Here is a 17,271-nt window from a genome sequence, read left to right as displayed (position 1 = left end):
TAATTAACCCATACGCGACAATTTTTGATTTAAGGCAGCTAATGGCGTATTGATGACACCAATAATGAGGTACGGCTGACGACGGTTTGTTGATTTACGCCGCTATGTTGCGCTTCGGATATGGCAAAATAGCAGGACTATAGATATCAGGGAGTAAAGCTCGTGCTGGATAAACTGCGTTCACGTCTCGTACAATTTGGTCCATCAATGCTGAGCGTGCCGGTCAAGCTGGCGCCGTTCGCGCTTAAACGCCAGGTGCTGGAGCAGGTCCTGAGCTGGCAGTTCCGCCAGGCGCTGCAGGACGGCGAGCTGGAGTTCCTGGAAGGCCGCTGGTTAAGCATTGAGGTGCGTGACATCGGGCTGCGCTGGTTTACCTCCGTTGAGAATGACCAGCTGATCGTACGCGAATCCGCCGACGCGGATGTGAGCTTTAGCGCCAACGCCAGCGATCTGCTGATGATCGCCGCGCGCAAGCAGGATCCGGATACGCTCTTCTTCCAGCGCCGTCTGGTAATTGAAGGCGACACGGAGCTGGGCCTGTACGTGAAGAATTTAATGGATGCCATTGAGCTGGAGCAGATGCCAAAAGCGCTGCGCGTGATGTTAATGCAAATGGCAGATTTCGTTGAGGCAGGGCTGAAAACCCCGCCGGACGGTAAACACACTTCAGTAGGTGAGCCATGCTGATTCGAGTCGAAATTGGGATTGATGCGCCGGGGATCGATGCGTTGTTACGCCGCGCCTTTGCGAGCGATGCCGAAGCCCAACTGGTCCATGACCTTCGCGAAGACGGCCTGATTACGCTGGGGCTGGTTGCCACCGATGACGAAGGTCAGGTGGTGGGTTATGTTGCCTTCAGTCCGGTCATCGTTCAGGGCGAAGAGCTGCAGTGGGTAGGCATGGCGCCGCTGGCGGTAGATGAAAGCTATCGCGGGCAGGGGCTGGCACGCCAGCTGGTCTATGAAGGGCTGGATTCGCTCAATGAGTTCGGTTACGCGGCCGTTGTCACGCTGGGCGATCCGGCGTTCTATGGCCGTTTAGGCTTTGAGCAGGCCGCGCATTACGATCTGCGCTGTCGCTGGCCGGGTACGGAATCTGCTTTCCAGGTCCATCGACTGGCGGACGACGCGCTCAACGGCGTCAATGGCCTGGTCGAGTATCACGACCATTTCAATCGCTTTTAATCAGGCTCTCGCGCAGCGCCTCAAAGGAGCCGTCTCCGGTCACGAGGCGCTCTTTCTGGCGCTTCGTCAGCTGCTTGATGCGGTATTCCAGCCTGAGCGCCAGCGATCGGTCGCCGACGGCCGCTGAGAAGGCGAGCTGTAATTCCCCTTTCCCCCGTAGCGCTTTTGCCCCTTTCCCCGTTTGATGCTGTAAAAAACGCCGCGCCACATCGGTGGTGATCCCGGTGTAGAGGGCGTTATCAGCGGTTCGGACAAGATAGAGAAACCAGCACACGGTAAACGGATTCAGTATGTTAAGGTGAACGCACCATAGCATGAGAGAGAACGAAAATGGAAACACTGGCCGCCATTAACCGCTGGCTGGCGAAGCAGCATGTTGTCACCTGGTGCGTCTGTGACGAGGGTGAAATGTGGTGCGCAAATGCGTTTTACTACTATGACCCTGAGCGCGTGGCTTTTTATGTCATGAGTGAAGACAAAACGCGTCATGCGCAGATGAGCGGCCAGCAGGCAAAGGTGGCAGGCACGGTAAACGGCCAGCCGAAAACGGTCGCGCTGATCCGCGGCGTGCAGTTTAAAGGGGAGATCCGTCGTCTGGATGGTGAAGAGAGCGACGCGCGCCGTAAGCTCTACACGCGCCGCTTTCCCGTTGCCGCTGCGCTAAAAGCCCCGGTGTGGGAAATCCGCCTCGATGAGCTGAAATTTACCGACAACACCCTGGGCTTTGGCAAGAAGCTGCACTGGTTACGCGCCGAGCAGGCGTAGCGCTTCGCGGTTAAACGCCGGGAGATCGTCCGGGGTTCGGCTGGTGATCAGCTGGTCTTTGTCGTTGACCACCTCCTGATCGTAAAACTCGGCCCCCGCGTTTTTCAGATCGATAACGATCGGTTTCACGGCGGTAAGCTTTCGCCCGCGGACCACTTCTGCGCTGATGAGCAGCTGCGGGCCGTGGCAAATGGCAAAGACCGGTTTGCCGGTCGAGACAAAGTCCCGGGTGAAGGTCACGAAGCGCTCGTCCCCGCGCAGGGAATCCGGGGAATGGCCGCCGGGTAACAGCAGAGCGTCGAAATCTGAGGGGCTAACGTTATCGATGGTTTCATCGATGGTCACGGTCGCTTCGCCCTTATGGCCTGTCACCGTTTTGCCTGCCTCTTTCTCAATGGTGATGACCTCATGTCCCGCCTTGCGGAACGCCTCTGCTGGAGAGGTGAATTCTGAATCTTCAAACTCGTCGGTAATCAAGACTGCGATTTTCTTGCCCATGCTTCCTCCGTTGTTTTGGCTTCAGACTGATTTTTCTCCGCTTGTGGTAAATACTTACCTGTAACAGACTTCTAAGTGTGGTCGACGACGCTGAGTTCGCAAACGGACAATTCTGTAAAGGGGAAAAGATGAGTCAGGTATTGATTACGGGTGCTACCGGGTTAGTGGGCGATCATCTGCTGCGGCTGCTGATTCAGGATCGCCGCGTGAATTATATCGCCGCCCCGACGCGTCGACCGCTGGCGGACTTATCCGGCGCCTTTAATCCGCACGATCCTCAGCTGACCGACGCGCTGGCGCAGGTGCAGGATCCCATTGATATCGCCTTTTGCTGTCTGGGCACCACGCGGCGGGAGGCGGGCAGCAAAGAGGCCTTTATCCACGCCGACTATACGCTGGTGGTGGATACCGCGCTCACGGCGAAAAAGCTGGGGGCCAAACATTTTCTGGTGGTCAGCGCGCTGGGCGCCAGTGCCGGGTCGCCTTTCTTCTACAACAAGGTGAAGGGCAAGATGGAGGATGCGCTGATTGCGCAGAAATGGGAGCAGCTGACGATTGTGCGCCCTTCGATGCTGATCGGCCACCGGGACGAACGCCGGTTTAACGAGTCGATATTTGCCCCGCTGTTTCGCATTCTTCCCGGCAACTGGAAATCCATCGAGGCGCGGGACGTCGCGCGCGCGATGCTAAAAGAGGGGCTGGCCCCGTCGAAAGCGGGTGTTAACATTATCCCTTCGGCAAAACTGCGTGAAATCGCGCAGGGCGAGGCGTAAACTCCCCCGGCTAATAACCTAATACTCTCCGGGGAATGCTATGACTGGTCAGTCTTCATCTCAGGCGGCAACACCTGTTCAGTGGTGGAAGCCCGCACTCTTCTTTCTCGTGGTCATTGTTGGCCTCTGGTACGTGAAATGGCAGCCGTACTACGGCAAAGCCTTCACCGCCGCCGAAACGCACAGCATCGGTAAATCTATTCTCGCTCAGGCTGATTCCAGCCCGCTTCAGGCGGCGTGGGACTACGCCATGGTCTACTTCCTTGCCGTCTGGAAGGCCGCCGTTTTAGGCGTCATTCTGGGCTCGCTGATTCAGGTGCTTATCCCCCGCAACTGGCTGGTGAAAACCCTTGGGCAGCCGCGCTTTCAGGGCACGCTGCTGGGGACGATTTTCTCCCTGCCGGGCATGATGTGTTCCTGCTGCGCCGCGCCCGTGGCCGCAGGGATGCGCCGTCAGCGCGTATCGATGGGCGGCGCGCTGGCGTTCTGGATGGGGAACCCGCTGCTCAACCCGGCGACGCTGGTGTTTATGGGCTTTGTGCTGGGCTGGCATTTCGCGTTCATCCGCCTGGTCGCCGGGCTGCTGACCGTGCTGGTGGTGGCGACGCTGGTGCAAAAACTGGTGAAGGATACTGCCGCAGAACCTTCAGCCGTCGAACTGGACGTCAGCGAGCCGCAGGGTGGCTTCTTTGCGCGCTGGGGCAGGGCGCTCTGGCAGCTTTTCTGGAGCACCATCCCGGTCTATATCCTGGCGGTACTGGTTCTGGGGGCGGCGCGCGTCTGGCTCTTTCCGCATGCGGATGGCGCTATCGACAACACGCTGATGTGGGTCATTGCGATGGCCGTTGCAGGCTGCCTGTTTGTGATCCCAACGGCGGCGGAAATCCCGATTGTTCAGACCATGATGCTGGCCGGTATGGGCACCGCGCCGGCGCTGGCGCTGCTGATTACGCTGCCGGCGATCAGCCTGCCGTCGCTTATCATGCTGTGTAAGTCGTTCCCGGCGAAAGCGCTGTGGCTGACCGCAGGACTGGTGGCGTTGAGCGGGGTGATTGTGGGCAGTATTGCGTTGATGTAAAAAAAGCCCGGTGGTGCTGGCGCTTACCGGGCCTACAAAAAAATCCCCTCAAGCGAGGGGATTTTTTTTATTTGATGTAAGTAAACGCGGTGGTGACGTGCTTCACGCCGCTCACACGGCTGGCGATATCCGCCGCCGCTTTCCCTTCACGGTCGGTCACCAGACCCAGCAGGAACACTTCGCCGTTTTCAGTCGTCACTTTCACGTTGGAGGATTTCACCTGGTCCGAGCCCAGCAGCTGGGAACGCACTTTGGTGGTGATCCAGGTATCGGAAGAGGCGTCACCCAGGCCAATTGGCTTGCCCTGGCGCACTTCGTTAAACACCTCTGTGGTCCCTTCGACGCCCATCGCAATCTGTTTCGCGCGAGAGGCGAGCTCCAGATTCGGCGCCTGGCCTGCCAGCAGCACTTTGCCCTGATAAGCCGTCACGTTGATACGCGCTTCTTTCTTGATTTGTTCGTCTTTCGACAGCGCACTGTTGACGCGCAGCTCCAGCGTACCGTCATCCACCTGTGTCCCCACGGTGCGTGGATCGGTTGCCGCTTTGGTGCCTACCGCGGCGGTACCCACAACGGCCGCAGCGATACATCCCTGAAGCAGTAATGCAGACATAAGGACTGCGAGGGTCGATAAAGCCTTCATAAGAACTCCTTAATCATCCTGGTGAGGGAAAAGCGTGTTATCGATCAAATCACATAAGCAGTTCACCGTGAGCATATGCATCTCCTGAATACGCGCGCTTCGGTGAGAAGGAATGCGGATTTCCACATCCTGCGGCCCAAGCAGACCCGCCAGCTCACCCCCGTCATAGCCGGTAAGGGCCACGATGGTCATGTCGCGGGTGACGGCGGCTTCAACGGCTTTGACAATGTCCCGGCTATTGCCGCGCGTGGAGATGGCCAGCAGCACATCTCCCGCATGACCCAGGGCTCGCACCTGCTTTGCGTAAATTTCGTCATGCAGACGATCGTTAGCAATCGCCGTTAAGACCACATTATCGGTATTAAGTGCAATGGCGGGTAAACTCGGGCGTTCTGTTTCAAAGCGATTGATCATGCTGGCAGCAAAATGCTGTGCGTTGGCGGCTGACGTGCCGTTGCCACAACAGAGGATTTTGTTGCCATTAAGCAGGGATTGCACCAGCGTCATTGCGGCACGCGAGATAGCATCCGGAAGGGCTTCCGCCGCGGCAATCTGAGTCTGGATGCTTTCTGTGAAGCACACTTTAATTCTTTCGAGCACGTTATCCCTTTTAAATCTTAATTATGCGTCTTCGCCAAAAGCGTTTTTAAGCCATTCGATCTCATTTCCGGTGAAGGCTATCACATCGAACCGGCAATCCACAGTATCAAAGCTCCCATTATGGCGGGCAAGCCACAAGTGGGCAGTCTGTAATAATTTATGTTGTTTGGCGAGCGTCACGCTGGCGGCAGCACCGCCAAAACGGGAGGACTGTCGAAAGCGGACTTCTACAAACACGATAACCTGACCGTCTTTCATGATCAGGTCGATTTCGCCGCCGCGCCCGCGGACGTTAGCGGCGATAAAGCGCAGTCCTTTGCCTTCAAGCCAGCGACGCGCCTTTAACTCCCACGCATCGCCGGTCTCTTTACGGCTTAACTGGCCGGGACGATTTGCCCCTGCTGGTATTTGAGCCATGATAACTTCCTGTTGATCACGCAGTCCTGAGTCGCGGTCAGATCGCCGGTGTTGCCGTTAAGCTCAAAGCCCGGCACCTGACGCATCTGGGTAAAGTGGTTCGCCAGCGCCCATGCATCGACACCCATCGCATACAGACGCGCCAGCGAATAATCGTTACGTACGGTACTCAGCGCCTGCTGCATCAGCGCCGGGTTGCTGCCTGCCAGCATCGGAATTTCGCTGTACTGCAGACCGTCCATTTCCAGACGGAAATCCGGGCCTGCGGTGCCCTGCGCGCTGCGTGAGCTGGCGTAAAGCGTTGCGCCGCTCTGGCTGCCGTTACGCATCGCGATCATCGGTTTGATAAAGGCGATCTCCTGCGGCGTGGCAACGATATAGGCCGCATCCACTTTGCCGCCACCGCTAATCTGCGCGTCGGTAGGCGGGGCAGGGATCGTCAGGCCGCCAATCGTCACGCCCTGCTGCGGCGGCAGGCTCGCGGTGACAGGGCTGCCGTTGAGCGCGATACCCGCTCCACCGTTTACGCCCGCGCGCAGTTCAGAGGCGGAACCAAATTTCTGCTGCAACACCACGCCGCCGCCCAGCTTCTGCCACTCATCGGCAAAGGCATTGGCCACGCGATCGCCCAGCGCGCTGCGTGGGATGAGCAGCAGCGGAGCCTGCTTACCCTGCTCGTGAATATGGCGCGCCGCATCGCGGGCTTCATCTTCAGGGGAAAGCGCGAAGTAGCAAATATTGGCCCGGTTCTGAACCTGCTCAGGTTGGTTGAGCGCCAGCACGTTCAGCGTGGTATTGCTCTTCATCAGCTCTTCCACGTTGTTTTTCAGCAGCGGACCGACAACGATGCTCGCCCCGTCCTGCTGAACCTGCGCCAGAACCTGGTCAAGCGGCTGCGAGCTGGTGTCGTAAATTTTCACCTCAGCGCCCGGGTTGGCGCTGGTGGTTGCCACGGTCTGCGGCTGCGCAGCAGGCTGGGCCGCGGGTTGTGCAGGCTGCGGTTGAGGCTGTTCTGCTGTCGCTTCAGGTGCTGGTGCCGCTTGCGTCTCGGCCGGAGCCTGAGTAGCAGGTGCTGTAGTAGCCGGGGCTGCCGCAGCAGGTGCTGCTGTAGCCGGAGGCGTCGTCGGGGCCGTCACCGGGTTTTGCATCGTACCCTGCGCCGGCGCTTGCGCCGTGGTCAGATCGCTGGTCTCCGCTGCGGACGGGCTGACCACATCATTCACGTTAGCCGACTGGGCCGCCTGCGCGGGAACCGCGCTGCCGGTTACCGAAGTGGTACCGTTTTTCGCGGCTTCAAAGCCCTGCTGAATGGTACGGCCAAACACCGCCGCCTGGCCGTTGAGCGGCAGAAGCAGGGCGATTTTGCTGGTGGACGCTGGCTTAAAGTTCTGCACGTTTACCAGCTGGGTTGGCAGCATTTTCGCCCCCGGGTTTTGCGGGTAGCGCGTCTGCCAGTCCGTAATACCGGCCTTCAGCATCTTTGGATCGCTGCGGTTGTTAAACCACATCTGCTGCAGATCCAGCCAGCCCTGAAGGACGTTTTCATCGGCGTTGATGACCAGAGCCTGCGCCTGTTCCTGAGTCATCGAGGCAAGCGCTTGCCAGGTGGCATCAATATTTTTTTGCTTATCGGCACCGCCGAGCAGCGGCTCTTGCGCGACGAGGGCGCGGAGCAGCGTGAGAGAAGGGCGCCCCTGCTCAGCGGTAATGCCCGCCTGCCAGAAGCGAGCCTGCTGATTTTTATCCAGCGCGCTCACGTCAATGTCACCGAGGATCTTCTTCGCGGCGGCGTAATCTTTCAGCGCGACCTTCAGCTCGGCAGAGAGCAGGCTCTGCTCACGACGCTGGGCGTCGTTAAGATCTTTCGGCAACTGATTAAACAGTTCGGCTGCCTGCTGGGTTTTACCCTCTTTCAGCAGTGCACGAATGGCGAGTAATTGCCAGTTGGTCTTGGTATCATTTGAACTCTGCGACATTTGTTGCAGATAAAAGCCAGAATCAGCCTGAGCAGACCCCTGAAGATGGGCGGTGCTCTGGTCAGGTGCCTGGGTGCCACAGCCTGCAAAGATCAGGGCTGCCAGCAGAAGCGGCACGCTGCGCGTGGCTTTTTTTCGAAGAAACGTTAACGGTACCATACTGTATCCAGTGATTTTTTTTACGCAATGCTCAATATTAAATCGGCAATACGGACGAAACAATGAAACAACACGAAACGGCAGATAATTCTCAAGGCCAGCTTTATATTGTACCTACTCCTATCGGGAATTTGTCTGATATTACCCAACGTGCGCTCACCGTACTGCAAGCTGTTGATTTAATTGCTGCTGAAGATACCCGCCACACCGGCCTGCTGCTGCAACATTTCGCGATTAACGCCCGTCTGTTTGCTCTGCACGATCACAATGAGCAACAAAAAGCCGAAACGCTGGTGGCGAAGCTGAAAGAGGGGCAGAACATTGCCCTGGTCTCCGACGCCGGTACGCCGCTGATCAACGATCCCGGCTATCACCTGGTGCGTACCTGTCGTGAAGCCGGTATTCGCGTTGTGCCGCTGCCGGGGCCGTGTGCCGCCATTGCTGCGCTGAGTGCCGCGGGTCTGCCGTCTGACCGTTTCTGCTATGAAGGCTTCCTGCCTGCCAAATCCAAAGGCCGTCGCGACGTTTTAAAAGATCTGGAAGCGGAACCGCGCACCCTGATTTTCTACGAATCCACGCACCGCCTGCTGGAGAGCCTGGAAGATATGGTGACCGTCTGGGGAGAAGCCCGCTACGTGGTGCTGGCGCGCGAGCTGACCAAAACCTGGGAAACCATTCACGGTGCCCCAGTGGGTGAACTGCTGGCGTGGGTGAAGGAAGACGAAAACCGCCGCAAGGGTGAAATGGTGCTGATCGTCGAAGGGCATAAGGCGCAGGAAGACGCGCTCCCTGCCGACGCGCTGCGCACGCTGGCATTGCTGCAAGCGGAACTGCCGCTGAAGAAGGCCGCTGCGCTGGCGGCGGAAATTCACGGCGTGAAGAAAAATGCGCTGTATAAGCATGCGCTGGAGCAGCAGGGGGAGTAAGCCCCTGCCGCCTGTTTTGCCGGGTGGCGGCTGAGCCTAACCCGGCCTGCAGATCGTTATGCGTCTTTCAGTTAACAGGTATCGCCTCAACCTGGAAGGTTTGCGGCGTGTCCGGCGGGTTACCTAAATGCGGGATAGATGTGGTGCGAAAAATCACGTCACCGGTGCCGGGTTAAACACCGCCAGCTGATTATGCAGCCCCCACTGGTCGGAGAAGGTTTTCTTCCGCCCGCTGGCGACATCCAGAATGAAGTGGAACAGTTTCCAGCCCACGTCCTCAATGCTCTCTTCTCCGGTGGCGATGGTGCCCGCGTTGATGTCCATTAAGTCATACCAGCGGTTTGCCAGCTCGGTACGGGTCGCCATCTTGATCACCGGCACCGCCATCAGGCCGTACGGCGTGCCGCGCCCGGTGGTAAAGACCTGTACCGTAATGCCGGACGCCACCTGCTGCGTGCCGCAGACGAAATCGCTGGCCGGCGTTGCCGCGTAAATCAGGCCGTGTTTCGTCGGGCGCTGGCCCGGAGAGAGCACTTCCACAATCGCGCTCTGGCCGGATTTGGCAATCGACCCGAGGGCTTTTTCCACTACGTTGGCCAGGCCGCCTTTTTTGTTCCCCGGAGACGGGTTGGCGCTGCGGTCGGTTTTGCCCATATCGAGATAGCTATCGTACCAGGCCATTTCCTCAAGCAGGCGCTTGCCGACCTCTTCATTAACGGCGCGCGGCGTAAGCAGATGGATGGCGTCACGCACTTCGGTTACCTCGGAGAACATGACCGTGGCGCCGCAGCGGACAAGCAGATCGGACGCATAGCCCACCGCCGGGTTGGCCGTCACGCCGGAGAAGGCATCGCTGCCGCCGCACTGTGTTCCCACTACCAAATCAGACGCTGGGCAGGTTTCGCGCTGGCGCTTGTTGAGCTTGTCCAGATGGCGTTCAGCCACCTGCAGGATATCGTCGACCATTGAGCGGAAACCCACGTGGCGTTCGTCCTGCAGGCGCACGATGCTGGCCTCGTCTGCCGGAATGGCTTTGACATCTTCGGTGCCCTGCAGCAGGCGCTCTGGCTGCAATTTTTCACACCCCAGACCAATTACCATCACCTCGCCGCCAAAGTTCGGGTTGAGGGCAATATTGTGAATGGTGCGGATCGGCACTACCGCAGCGGGTGCGTTAATCGCCACGCCGCAGCCGTAGAGGTGGTTCAGGCCCACCACGCCGTCGACGTTCGGGTATTTCGGCAGCAGATCGCGTTCGATGATTTTCACCACGTAATCCACTACGCCCGCCACGCAGTGCACGCTGGTGGTAATGCCGAGCAGATTCTTGGTGCCGACGCTGCCGTCCGCGTTGCGGTAGCCTTCGAAGGTATAGCCCTCCAGCGGAGGAAGCGGTTCCGGCACGCGGGTCGCCAGCGGAAGCGTGTTCAGCGGCGGCGCTTCCGGCAGCGCCACCAGCGACTCCTCAACCCAGCTGCCCTGCGGTATAGAGCGAACGGCATAGCCGATGACTTCACCGTAACGTACGATTTCGCTGTTAGCAGGGATATCCACCAGGGCGACTTTATGTCCCTGTGGAATATGCTCAATCAGTTCCAGCCCGTCCGGAAAGCGGGTGCCCGCTTTTAAGCCATTGTCGTTGACAATTATCGCCACATTATCGGTGTCGTGGACTTTTATATAAAACGCCGTCGGCGATGCCTGTCGAATTTCAATGTCGGCCATTGTTCAGTATTCTCCAGCAAAGTGTCTGATAATAAATTCAGCCAATTTTCAAAGGGCAGAAATAAATGCGCGGCTTTCAGAAATAAAGCATGTCAGCATAGGGGATATGAAAATGTGATCGCGATCGCTCCAGAACCGGTAATGCCTGATTCTGTGCATTAGCGCCCAGCGCATTGTGCATATGCAAAAAAATTTATCGAAGTGTAACGCAATACTTGAGCATTAAAACAATGTGCGGTCGTGGATTGCGTCTTATACTGAATGACGATTTTATAACGCCAAAATACGACGGAATAATAAATATAATGCTGGTGCGGTGTCTGGATAAATAAAATGATGCTGATATAGGCTGCGAATTAAAAAGGTAAATACGATGAGTAACGATATCTTCCCGAATAAATTTAAAGCGGCCCTCGCGGCACACCAGATTCAGATTGGCTGCTGGTCCGCGCTGGCAAACCCAATCAGCACCGAAGTGCTGGGCCTGGCAGGTTTTGACTGGCTGGTGCTGGACGGCGAACATGCGCCGAACGATATCAGCACCTTTATTCCGCAGCTGATGGCGCTGAAAGGCAGCCTCAGCGCCCCGGTGGTGCGCGTGCCAACTAACGAGCCGGTGATTATCAAGCGCCTGCTGGATATCGGTTTCTACAACTTCCTGATCCCGTTTGTGGAGACGGAAGAACAAGCGGCCCTGGCCGTAGCCTCAACGCGCTATCCGCCAGAAGGGATCCGCGGTGTTTCCGTTTCGCATCGCGCCAATATGTTTGGCACCGTGCCGGACTACTTCGCGCAGTCCAATAACAACATCACTATTCTGGTTCAGATCGAGAGCCAGCAGGGCGTTGATAACGTTGACGCGATTGCAGCCACAAACGGCGTGGACGGTATCTTCGTCGGCCCGAGCGATCTGGCGGCCGCCTTTGGCCATCTGGGTAATGCCAGCCACCCTGACGTGCAGCGCGCGATCCAGCACATTTTTGCCCGCGCTAAAGCTCACGGCAAACCGTGCGGCATTCTGGCGCCGGTTGAGGCTGACGCCCGTCGCTATCTGGAGTGGGGAGCCACGTTTGTTGCCGTCGGCAGCGACCTCGGGGTCTTCCGCTCGGCCACGCAGAAATTAGCCGACGCTTTTAAAAAATAACCATCATTGAGGAAACAGATTATGACGCTGAAAGTGGGTTTTATTGGCCTGGGGATCATGGGTAAACCAATGAGTAAGAACCTCATCAAAGCGGGTTACTCACTGGTGGTATCCGATCACAATCCGCAGGCCGTGGCAGAGGTGATAGCGGCGGGCGCTGAAACGGCCACCACCGCGAAGGCCATTGCCGAGCAGTGCGATGTCATCATCACCATGCTGCCCAACTCCCCGCATGTTAAAGAGGTTGCGCTGGGTGAGAACGGCATTATCGACGGTGCGAAGCCGGGCCTGGTGCTGATTGATATGAGTTCTATTGCGCCGCTTGCAAGCCGTGAAATCAGCGAGGCGTTAAAAGCGAAGGGCGTCGATATGCTGGATGCGCCGGTCAGCGGCGGTGAGCCGAAAGCGATCGACGGCACGCTGTCGGTGATGGTCGGCGGAGATAAAGCCGTTTTCGATAGATACTACGACCTGATGAAAGCCATGGCGGGCTCCGTGGTGCATACCGGAGACATCGGGGCGGGTAACGTGACCAAGCTGGCAAACCAGGTGATTGTGGCGCTGAACATTGCCGCCATGTCCGAAGCGCTGACGCTGGCAACCAAAGCGGGCGTCAACCCGGATCTGGTCTATCAGGCCATTCGCGGCGGTCTGGCGGGTAGTACCGTACTGGATGCCAAAGCGCCGATGGTGATGGATCGTAATTTCAAACCCGGTTTCCGCATCGACCTGCACATTAAAGATCTGGCGAACGCGCTGGATACGTCACACGGCGTAGGCGCACAGCTGCCGCTGACCGCGGCGGTCATGGAGATGATGCAGGCGCTGCGTGCGGATGGCCTGGGCACGGCCGATCACAGCGCGATTGCGTGCTACTACGAAAAACTGGCGAAGGTGGAAGTGGCGCGTTAATCACGCCTTGCCCACACCTGAGGGTGACAGCGGCGCGCAAACCCTCTATACTGCGCGCCGAAGCTGACCAGACAGTCGCCGCTTCGTCGTCGTCCCTTTCGGGGGAGACGGGCGGAGGGGAGGAAAGTCCGGGCTCCATAGGGCAGGGTGCCAGGTAACGCCTGGGGGGGAAACCCACGACCAGTGCAACAGAGAGCAAACCGCCGATGGCCCGCGCAAGCGGGATCAGGTAAGGGTGAAAGGGTGCGGTAAGAGCGCACCGCGCGGCTGGTAACAGTCCGTGGCACGGTAAACTCCACCCGGAGCAAGGCCAAATAGGGGTTCACATGGTACGGCCCGTACTGAACCCGGGTAGGCTGCTTGAGCCAGTGAGCGATTGCTGGCCTAGATGAATGACTGTCCACGACAGAACCCGGCTTATCGGTCAGCTTCAACTTCTTAAAAAAACCCGCCTCGGCGGGTTTTTTGCTTTCCGGGTGTTGCTGACCGGGTAAGCGCAGCGCCGGACAAACGACATCAATTCTCATATTTGCGACATTAAGCACATTTCACTGCTTTTATACCTTTCGTATCGTTCCTGTACCTGTAGACGATCGCCATCACAAAATTTCGCGCTAAAAAACACACGATTTTTAGTATTGATAATTTGTTATGTTTGTTACCTATATGATCGAGAATCTTTTCTCGTTTGATATGCATATATTGAAATCAAATACATTTCTCCCGTGAATATGTGACGCATTCCACTCTTTTCCGCAAACCTGAAAATTCGCATCGGAAAAATTTAATAAACTGAAAGAATGTTTCAAACAAATAGCGGTTATTTATTGGTCTTTAATTGCCTGAAAGATCGTCTTTATTGATTTTTTTAACGCAGGAAAATTTATCAAGGTTATCGCCATAAAATAAATTTATTACTACTGATTTTATTGATCGATATCAGCGTAATGGTGTGGCCTTACTTATTCATCTTATTGATAATAAATATGTTTTTTGGTTGTCATTGTTCCTGTAAAACGTGCGGAAAAGCAAATTGTGAGTGACAGCACATACCCCCTTAAACACTATTAGGTAGAATTCGCTCCGTCATAGGGAAATAAGCGCAGAATATTATGAACACTATTATTCTACCGAAAACACAGCACCTCGTGGTATTTCAGGAAGTCATTAAAAGTGGCTCCATAGGTTCTGCAGCAAGACAGCTTGGCCTGACGCAACCCGCCGTCAGCAAAATCATCAGCGATATTGAGTCCTACTTCGGCGTGGAAGTGATGGTGCGTAAAAACACCGGCGTAAAACTCACCGCCGCGGGTCAGGTTCTGCTCTCGTACTCTGAGTCGATCACCCGCGAAATGAAAAACATGGTGAGTGAGATTAACAGCCTGAGCTTCAGTACCGTCATGGACGTCTCCTTTGGCTACCCGTCGCTGATCGGCTTTACCTTCCTGTCCGAGATGATCAAAAAATTCAAGGAAGTGTTCCCGAAAGCACGCGTCTCGATGTATGAAGCCCAGCTCTCCTCTTTCCTTCCGGCTATTCGCGACGGTCGTCTGGATTTCGCTATCGGCACGCTGAGTGATGAAATGCTGCTGCAGGATCTGCACGTCGAACCGCTGTTTGAGTCCGAGTTTGTGCTGGTCGCCAGCAAAACGCGAACGTGCACCGGCCCGACGACACTGGCATCGCTCACGCACGAGCAGTGGGTGATGCCGCAAACCGATATGGGCTACTACAAAGAACTTCTGACCACCCTGCAAGACAACCACATCAGCATCGAAAACATCGTCCAGACCGATTCCGTCGTCACCATTTATAACCTTGTCCTGAATGCCGATTATCTGACGGTGATTCCCCGCGACATGATTGCACCGTTCGGTTCTGATCAGTTTATTGTGTTGCCCGTAGAAGATGAATTACCCGTGGCGCGTTATGCCGCCGTGTGGTCAAAAAATTACAGGATTAAAAAATCGGCGTCAGTATTAGTTGAGCTGGCAAAACAGTATTCGTCGATGAATATCGAAAGACGACGATGAATAATGAGTAATCAATTTAAAAACACCCAGAGCTTATCTCTGTAACGCTCTGATACCCTGACTTTGCCCGAAAAGAATGAATTATTATAACGAGGATATTATGCATATTACCTACGATCTCCCGGTAACGATTGAAGATATTCAGGACGCCAGAAAACGACTGGCAGGAAAAATATATAAAACAGGTATGCCGCGCTCGAATTATCTTAGCGAACGCTGCAAGGGCGAAATATTCCTGAAGTTTGAGAACATGCAGCGTACCGGCTCGTTTAAGATCCGCGGCGCGTTTAACAAATTAAGCTCGCTGACCGACGCTGAAAAACGCAAAGGCGTTGTCGCCTGCTCCGCGGGAAACCACGCGCAGGGTGTGTCCCTCTCCTGCGCGATGCTTGGCATCGACGGCAAAGTGGTGATGCCTATGGGCGCGCCGAAGTCTAAAGTGGCCGCGACGCGGGACTACTCGGCGGAAGTTGTGCTGCACGGCGAGAACTTCAACGACACCATCGCTAAAGTCAGCGAAATCGTCGAGATGGAAGGGCGTATTTTTATTCCGCCGTACGATGACGCCAAAGTGATTGCCGGGCAGGGCACCATCGGTCTGGAAATTCTCGAAGATTTATACGATGTGGATAACGTTATTGTGCCTATCGGCGGCGGCGGTTTAATTGCCGGGATTGCGACGGCAATTAAATCCATTAACCCCACCATTAATATCATCGGCGTGCAGTCAGAAAATGTTCACGGCATGGCGGCATCGTATCAGGCCGGGGAAATAATCAGCCATCGCGTTAGTGGCACGCTGGCCGACGGCTGTGACGTTTCTCGCCCCGGTAATTTACCGTTCGAAATTGTTCGCGAGCTGGTTGATGACATTGTGCTGGTCAGCGAAGACAACATTCGTGACAGCATGATCGCGCTTATTCAGCGAAATAAAGTGGTGACGGAAGGTGCCGGCGCGCTGGCCTGCGCCGCGTTATTAAGCGGCAAGCTTGACCACTATATTCAGGGTCGTAAAACCGTCTGCATTATTTCCGGCGGCAATATCGATCTCTCCCGTGTTTCCCAAATTACCGGCTTCGTTGACGCATAAAGGTGACCTATGAGCAACACAGAAAGCATTATCGTTGGCCAGACAAAAACGTCCTCCTGGCGTAAGTCTGATACCACATGGACGCTCGGCCTGTTTGGTACCGCCATTGGCGCAGGCGTGCTGTTCTTTCCCATTCGCGCAGGCTTTGGTGGATTGATCCCTATTCTGCTGATGCTGGTTCTCGCGTTCCCGATTGCGTTTTACTGCCACCGCGCGCTGGCGCGTTTGTGCCTCTCCGGCAGCAACGTCTCCGGCAACATCACCGAAACGGTGGAAGAGCACTTTGGTAAAACCGGTGGGGTGGTGATCACTTTCCTCTACTTCTTCGCCATTTGCCCGCTGCTGTGGATTTACGGCGTCACCATTACCAACACCTTTATGACCTTCTGGGAAAACCAGCTCCAGCTGCCTGCGCTGAACCGCGGCGTGGTGGCGCTGTTCCTGCTGCTGCTGATGGCCTTTGTTATCTGGTTCGGTAAAGACCTGATGGTGAAGGTCATGAGCTTCCTGGTGTTCCCGTTTATCGCCAGTCTGGTGCTGATTTCCCTGTCGCTGATCCCTTACTGGAACTCGGCGGTGATTGACCAGGTCAACCTGAGCGATATCGCCTTCACCGGTCATGACGGCATTCTGGTCACGGTGTGGCTGGGTATCTCCATCATGGTCTTCTCCTTCAACTTCTCGCCTATCGTCTCCTCGTTTGTGGTTTCCAAGCGCGAAGAGTACGAACCGGAGTTCGGCAAAGCGTTCACCGAGCAGAAATGTTCCAAAATCATCGGTCGCGCCAGCCTACTGATGGTGGCCGTGGTGATGTTCTTCGCCTTTAGCTGCCTGTTTACGCTCTCTCCGCAGAACATGGCGGACGCCAAGGCGCAGAACATTCCGGTGCTCTCTTACCTGGCGAACCACTTTGCGTCAATGTCCGGAACCAAGTCGACGTTCGCGACGGTACTGGAATACGGTGCCTCCATCATCGCGCTGGTGGCTATCTTCAAATCCTTCTTCGGTCACTACCTGGGCACGCTGGAAGGGCTGAACGGCCTGATCCTCAAGTTCGGCTACAAGGGCGATAAGAAGAAAGTCTCCGTTGGCAAGCTGAACACCATCAGCATGGTGTTCATCATGGGCTCCACCTGGGTTGTGGCCTACGCCAACCCGAACATTCTGGACCTTATTGAAGCCATGGGCGCACCAATCATCGCCTCTCTGCTGTGCCTGCTGCCGATGTATGCCATCCGCAAAGCACCGGCGCTGGCGAAATACAAAGGGCGTACCGAGAACATCTTCGTTACCGCGGTCGGCCTGCTGACCATTCTGAATATCGTTTACAAACTGTTCTAACCCATTG

The 17,271-nt window shown here is 56.1% G+C and carries 18 protein-coding genes and 1 other RNA gene; 12 read left to right on the top strand and 7 right to left on the bottom strand.

The window, feature by feature from the left end:
* Positions 1 to 162: 162 nt before the first annotated feature.
* Both QMN93_RS12610 and QMN93_RS12605 read left to right on the top strand, forming a co-directional pair.
* The gene (locus QMN93_RS12610) at positions 163 to 687 is read left to right on the top strand and encodes an SCP2 domain-containing protein (protein WP_029739636.1); all 525 of its coding nucleotides are present in this window, start codon (positions 163 to 165) and stop codon (positions 685 to 687) included.
* A complete protein-coding gene (locus tag QMN93_RS12605; RefSeq protein WP_023309324.1) occupies positions 681 to 1,184 on the top strand; it encodes a GNAT family N-acetyltransferase in 504 nt (167 codons plus the stop codon). The genes QMN93_RS12610 and QMN93_RS12605 overlap by 7 nt, the downstream gene beginning before the upstream one ends.
* Here QMN93_RS12605 and QMN93_RS12600 read toward each other — a convergent pair.
* Entirely contained in the window at positions 1,171 to 1,500 is a 330-nt protein-coding gene (locus tag QMN93_RS12600; protein WP_023309323.1) for a GIY-YIG nuclease family protein, read from the bottom strand. The two genes, QMN93_RS12605 and QMN93_RS12600, sit on opposite strands and share 14 nt — an antisense overlap.
* A gap of 14 nt (positions 1,501 to 1,514) precedes the next feature.
* On the opposite strand from QMN93_RS12600, the gene QMN93_RS12595 reads away from it, so the two are divergent.
* The gene (locus QMN93_RS12595; protein WP_064673362.1) at positions 1,515 to 1,949 is read left to right on the top strand and encodes a YhbP family protein; all 435 of its coding nucleotides are present in this window, start codon (positions 1,515 to 1,517) and stop codon (positions 1,947 to 1,949) included.
* Here the strand turns inward: QMN93_RS12595 and QMN93_RS12590 are convergent.
* The gene (locus QMN93_RS12590) at positions 1,929 to 2,447 is read right to left on the bottom strand and encodes a type 1 glutamine amidotransferase domain-containing protein (RefSeq protein WP_023333577.1); all 519 of its coding nucleotides are present in this window, start codon (positions 2,445 to 2,447) and stop codon (positions 1,929 to 1,931) included. The genes QMN93_RS12595 and QMN93_RS12590 overlap by 21 nt on opposite strands.
* Positions 2,448 to 2,575: 128 nt before the next feature.
* Between QMN93_RS12590 and QMN93_RS12585 the strand changes: the two genes are divergently transcribed.
* Positions 2,576 to 3,220 (top strand): NAD(P)H-binding protein, encoded by a 645-nt coding sequence (locus QMN93_RS12585; RefSeq protein ID WP_064673361.1) that lies wholly within the window; start codon positions 2,576 to 2,578, stop codon positions 3,218 to 3,220.
* Positions 3,221 to 3,260: 40 nt separating this feature from the next.
* Entirely contained in the window at positions 3,261 to 4,298 is a 1,038-nt protein-coding gene (locus tag QMN93_RS12580; RefSeq protein WP_182382746.1) for a permease, read from the top strand.
* A gap of 67 nt (positions 4,299 to 4,365) precedes the next feature.
* On the opposite strand, the gene dolP is transcribed toward QMN93_RS12580, so the two are convergent.
* From dolP to QMN93_RS12560, 4 genes are read right to left on the bottom strand one after another with little or no spacing between them, the layout of a single operon-like run.
* On the bottom strand, positions 4,366 to 4,941 hold the full coding sequence (gene dolP, locus QMN93_RS12575) for a division/outer membrane stress-associated lipid-binding lipoprotein (RefSeq protein ID WP_029739641.1): 576 nt from the start codon (positions 4,939 to 4,941) through the stop codon (positions 4,366 to 4,368).
* A 9-nt stretch (positions 4,942 to 4,950) separates the two neighbouring features.
* Entirely contained in the window at positions 4,951 to 5,541 is a 591-nt protein-coding gene (gene diaA, locus QMN93_RS12570; protein ID WP_003861754.1) for a DnaA initiator-associating protein DiaA, read from the bottom strand.
* Between the two features lie 21 nt (positions 5,542 to 5,562).
* Positions 5,563 to 5,958: a YraN family protein gene (locus tag QMN93_RS12565; protein ID WP_028014533.1), complete on the bottom strand. Its 396-nt coding sequence runs from the start codon at positions 5,956 to 5,958 to the stop codon at positions 5,563 to 5,565.
* Positions 5,916 to 8,093, bottom strand: coding sequence for a penicillin-binding protein activator (locus QMN93_RS12560; protein WP_182382745.1), 2,178 nt, complete (start codon positions 8,091 to 8,093; stop codon positions 5,916 to 5,918). Before QMN93_RS12560 ends, QMN93_RS12565 begins: the two co-directional genes overlap by 43 nt.
* A 62-nt stretch (positions 8,094 to 8,155) precedes the next feature.
* Between QMN93_RS12560 and rsmI the strand changes: the two genes are divergently transcribed.
* Entirely contained in the window at positions 8,156 to 9,019 is an 864-nt protein-coding gene (rsmI, locus tag QMN93_RS12555; RefSeq protein ID WP_023309315.1) for a 16S rRNA (cytidine(1402)-2'-O)-methyltransferase, read from the top strand.
* A gap of 153 nt (positions 9,020 to 9,172) precedes the next feature.
* On the opposite strand, the gene garD is transcribed toward rsmI, so the two are convergent.
* Complete coding sequence (gene garD, locus QMN93_RS12550; RefSeq protein WP_087823151.1) at positions 9,173 to 10,744, bottom strand: galactarate dehydratase; 1,572 nt, start codon at positions 10,742 to 10,744, stop codon at positions 9,173 to 9,175.
* Between the two features lie 373 nt (positions 10,745 to 11,117).
* Between garD and garL the strand changes: the two genes are divergently transcribed.
* The 6 genes from garL (at position 11,118) to tdcC (ending at position 17,264) form a co-directional block, all read left to right on the top strand.
* Entirely contained in the window at positions 11,118 to 11,888 is a 771-nt protein-coding gene (gene garL, locus QMN93_RS12545) for a 2-dehydro-3-deoxyglucarate aldolase (RefSeq protein WP_045888055.1), read from the top strand.
* A 21-nt stretch (positions 11,889 to 11,909) separates the two neighbouring features.
* Positions 11,910 to 12,800 carry a 2-hydroxy-3-oxopropionate reductase gene (gene garR, locus QMN93_RS12540; RefSeq protein WP_047060279.1) on the top strand — a complete coding sequence of 297 codons (891 nt, stop codon included), beginning with the start codon at positions 11,910 to 11,912 and terminating at the stop codon, positions 12,798 to 12,800.
* Between the two features lie 59 nt (positions 12,801 to 12,859).
* Positions 12,860 to 13,236, top strand: an RNA gene (gene rnpB, locus QMN93_RS12535) — RNase P RNA component class A.
* Between the two features lie 676 nt (positions 13,237 to 13,912).
* Entirely contained in the window at positions 13,913 to 14,833 is a 921-nt protein-coding gene (gene tdcA, locus QMN93_RS12530) for a transcriptional regulator TdcA (RefSeq protein WP_008501504.1), read from the top strand.
* Between the two features lie 100 nt (positions 14,834 to 14,933).
* On the top strand, positions 14,934 to 15,923 hold the full coding sequence (tdcB, locus tag QMN93_RS12525) for a bifunctional threonine ammonia-lyase/L-serine ammonia-lyase TdcB (protein ID WP_033147079.1): 990 nt from the start codon (positions 14,934 to 14,936) through the stop codon (positions 15,921 to 15,923).
* 9 nt (positions 15,924 to 15,932) lie between these two features.
* Positions 15,933 to 17,264 carry a threonine/serine transporter TdcC gene (gene tdcC / locus QMN93_RS12520; RefSeq protein ID WP_029739656.1) on the top strand — a complete coding sequence of 444 codons (1,332 nt, stop codon included), beginning with the start codon at positions 15,933 to 15,935 and terminating at the stop codon, positions 17,262 to 17,264.
* Positions 17,265 to 17,271: the final 7 nt, after the last annotated feature.

This window comes from Enterobacter sp. R-1.6.2 (assembly GCF_035064085.1).
Lineage (GTDB): Bacteria > Pseudomonadota > Gammaproteobacteria > Enterobacterales > Enterobacteriaceae > Enterobacter > Enterobacter asburiae_B.
This window is presented reverse-complemented; position numbering and strand designations above follow the sequence as displayed.

Excerpts from the sequence above, each read along its gene's own strand:
- QMN93_RS12565 (WP_028014533.1), bottom strand. The coding sequence starts at position 5,958 with ATGGCTCAAATACCAGCAGGGGCAAATCGTCCCGGCCAGTTAAGCCGT.
- QMN93_RS12600 (WP_023309323.1), bottom strand. The coding sequence starts at position 1,500 with ATGCTATGGTGCGTTCACCTTAACATACTGAATCCGTTTACCGTGTGC.
- QMN93_RS12590 (WP_023333577.1), bottom strand. The coding sequence starts at position 2,447 with ATGGGCAAGAAAATCGCAGTCTTGATTACCGACGAGTTTGAAGATTCA.
- garR (WP_047060279.1), top strand. The coding sequence starts at position 11,910 with ATGACGCTGAAAGTGGGTTTTATTGGCCTGGGGATCATGGGTAAACCA.
- garD (WP_087823151.1), bottom strand. The coding sequence starts at position 10,744 with ATGGCCGACATTGAAATTCGACAGGCATCGCCGACGGCGTTTTATATA.
- garL (WP_045888055.1), top strand. The coding sequence starts at position 11,118 with ATGAGTAACGATATCTTCCCGAATAAATTTAAAGCGGCCCTCGCGGCA.
- tdcB (WP_033147079.1), top strand. The coding sequence starts at position 14,934 with ATGCATATTACCTACGATCTCCCGGTAACGATTGAAGATATTCAGGAC.
- QMN93_RS12605 (WP_023309324.1), top strand. The coding sequence starts at position 681 with ATGCTGATTCGAGTCGAAATTGGGATTGATGCGCCGGGGATCGATGCG.
- rsmI (WP_023309315.1), top strand. The coding sequence starts at position 8,156 with ATGAAACAACACGAAACGGCAGATAATTCTCAAGGCCAGCTTTATATT.
- tdcA (WP_008501504.1), top strand. The coding sequence starts at position 13,913 with ATGAACACTATTATTCTACCGAAAACACAGCACCTCGTGGTATTTCAG.
- QMN93_RS12580 (WP_182382746.1), top strand. The coding sequence starts at position 3,261 with ATGACTGGTCAGTCTTCATCTCAGGCGGCAACACCTGTTCAGTGGTGG.
- dolP (WP_029739641.1), bottom strand. The coding sequence starts at position 4,941 with ATGAAGGCTTTATCGACCCTCGCAGTCCTTATGTCTGCATTACTGCTT.
- QMN93_RS12560 (WP_182382745.1), bottom strand. The coding sequence starts at position 8,093 with ATGGTACCGTTAACGTTTCTTCGAAAAAAAGCCACGCGCAGCGTGCCG.
- QMN93_RS12595 (WP_064673362.1), top strand. The coding sequence starts at position 1,515 with ATGGAAACACTGGCCGCCATTAACCGCTGGCTGGCGAAGCAGCATGTT.
- tdcC (WP_029739656.1), top strand. The coding sequence starts at position 15,933 with ATGAGCAACACAGAAAGCATTATCGTTGGCCAGACAAAAACGTCCTCC.
- QMN93_RS12585 (WP_064673361.1), top strand. The coding sequence starts at position 2,576 with ATGAGTCAGGTATTGATTACGGGTGCTACCGGGTTAGTGGGCGATCAT.